The sequence below is a fragment of the uncultured Planktosalinus sp. genome, assembly GCF_963973675.1.
Taxonomy (GTDB): domain Bacteria; phylum Bacteroidota; class Bacteroidia; order Flavobacteriales; family Flavobacteriaceae; genus Planktosalinus.
The window spans coordinates 1-2211 of sequence record NZ_CAXBAN010000410.1; the positions used below are offsets into that span (position 1 = coordinate 1).

2 protein-coding genes are annotated in these 2211 nt (G+C 37.3%); both read left to right on the forward strand.

The window, feature by feature from the left end; all coding sequences use genetic code 11:
• Positions 1 to 196 precede the first annotated feature (196 nt).
• Complete coding sequence (locus AACY61_RS12745) at positions 197 to 1048, forward strand: class I SAM-dependent methyltransferase (RefSeq protein ID WP_339611956.1); 852 nt, start codon at positions 197 to 199, stop codon at positions 1046 to 1048.
• A 174-nt stretch (positions 1049 to 1222) separates the two neighbouring features.
• Positions 1223 to 2211 (forward strand): glycosyltransferase family 2 protein (locus tag AACY61_RS12750; protein ID WP_339611958.1); only part of this gene is annotated, 989 nt, incomplete at its 3' end.

Consider the following 2211-nt stretch of genomic DNA (forward strand, 5'->3'; position numbering starts at 1 on the left):
CGGCTGGATTGAATTTTGAATTCTTTCCAGTGAACTACTGTAAGGATTATTTGGTAATCCCGCAAACCCGCCAACCCGCAAACCCGAAAACTTTTCCTATTTTTACCGGACCGACCGTAAAGAAAATGTCCTGTGGACATTTTTAGGGAGGGGCCAGCCGGCGCACGGGCATAAATGCAATAAACAAATTATAAAAATGAATCCTATTCCTCCCAACATCACCCAAAAAAACCAAGACCACTATAACAAGCGGTATGCAACGGTTTCGATTGCGGGCATTGAAAAGAAACTAAAAAATCTGGAGGCCTTTTTAGCCGATGCCACGACGACTGATACCAGTTGGGTAGCCATGTTCCGTAATGGTTTTAAAGACCAACTCCACGGAAAAAAAGTACTCGAACTGGGTTGTGGAGATTGTACCCTGTCGGCCGTGATGGCGGGTTTGGGAGCAGTAGTAACGGCCAATGACATTGCTGAAAAGAGTGGGGAGATCATTGCAAAAATCAATACTGAAAAGCTGACTAAAACCCCCATCACTTTTATACAAGGTGATTTTTTAAACCGGCAGCTCCCGGCCAACAGTTTTGATCTGGTGGTAGGCAAAGCCTTCGTGCACCATTTAACCCACGAGCAGGAAGCGGCTTTTTATCAAAAAATAGCCCATATACTAAAACCCGGGGGCGAGGTGCGCTTTGTAGAGCCTGCCGTCAACAGCAAGGTATTGGATGCGCTGCGTTGGATGGTACCGGTACCGGGAAGGCCTTCCAGTTTGCAAACTGACAAATTTAAAACCTGGAAAGAAAAAGATCCGCATCCCGACCGGGACAATAGCAGTGCCCACTATCAAAAAATGGGGCTCCGGTATTTTCAGGAAGTCAAAGTCATTCCCATTGGGTTTATCGAGCGTTTCAACCGCTTGTTTCCCAAAAGCAAAACCAACCGGGCCTTTAGAAAAAAGGCCTATCAGTGGGAAGCAAAATTTCCGAGCTGGGTGCAGCGATCTTTTGCACGGGCACAGACTGTAATTTTCAGGAAACCAAAGGAGTGAATTAAAAATAACCATAAATAAGGCCAAATTACAAGTACCAATTCCAAACTTTTGTCATCCGTAACTGATATTTGATCCCCGGAAGTTGATCCTTGAATCGAGTCATACCTCCTAAGTCTTGTAGTCATAAGTCATTTCAAAAAAAATTATATACTTACCTCCATATCCTTATCTTTGAAAGATAATTATAAGCCCATGCTACAGCCTTTAGTCTCCATTATCATTCCTACATTCAACAGGGCACACTTGATTGGAGAAACTTTAGACAGTGTACTGGCCCAAACCTATACAAACTGGGAATGCATTATTGTGGATGACGGAAGTACTGATACTACCGATGAAGTAGTGGATGGCTATGTTGCAAGGGATGTGCGCTTTCAATACCATCACCGCCCTTCTGACCGTCCTAAAGGAGCAAATGCCTGCCGGAATTATGGGTTTGAGGTGAGTAAAGGTGAGTATGTAAACTGGTTTGATGATGATGATGTGATGTTAGAAGAATTTTTAATGATAAAATCTCAAAATTTTAATAAAGAAGTAGAAATAGTAATTTGTAGTGGATATTATACAGATGAAAATTTAAAAAACTTGAAATGTATTGAGTTAAACGAAAACTTAAATTTATTTCGTGATTATGTAATTTGGAACCAGCAAATTTTAACACCTTCAGTCCTGTTCAAAACAGAATTTTTAGTAAATAAAAATCTGTTTGATATATCTATAGAAAGAGGGCAAGAGGCAGAGTTTTTTTCTCGTTTGTTTTTTAATATTTCAAAGGGGGCTTACAGGGTAATTAATATTCCTTTGTTCTTATACAGACAGCATACAAATACAAAATCATTTTCAAATAAAATTTATAACAATAGATTTAAAAAATCTGAAAGTTATATTTTTATCGATAATATCAAAAGAGCAGGAAATTTGAAAGATATTGAATTAATGAATATTTTATTTAAAAGGCTAATTAATTTATTTTTTTTGGCACTTACCAATAAAGATTTTAGACTCACCAAATATATATACCTAAATTGTTTACCCTTAATTTATAAATTCAATAAAAGATTTTTTTATGAATTTTTAATTTTTGGAAAATTAATGTTGATTAATAAAAGAAGTATCTATTTGTTAAATAAAAGATGGTTAAATAAAAATGTTTTTCCTAT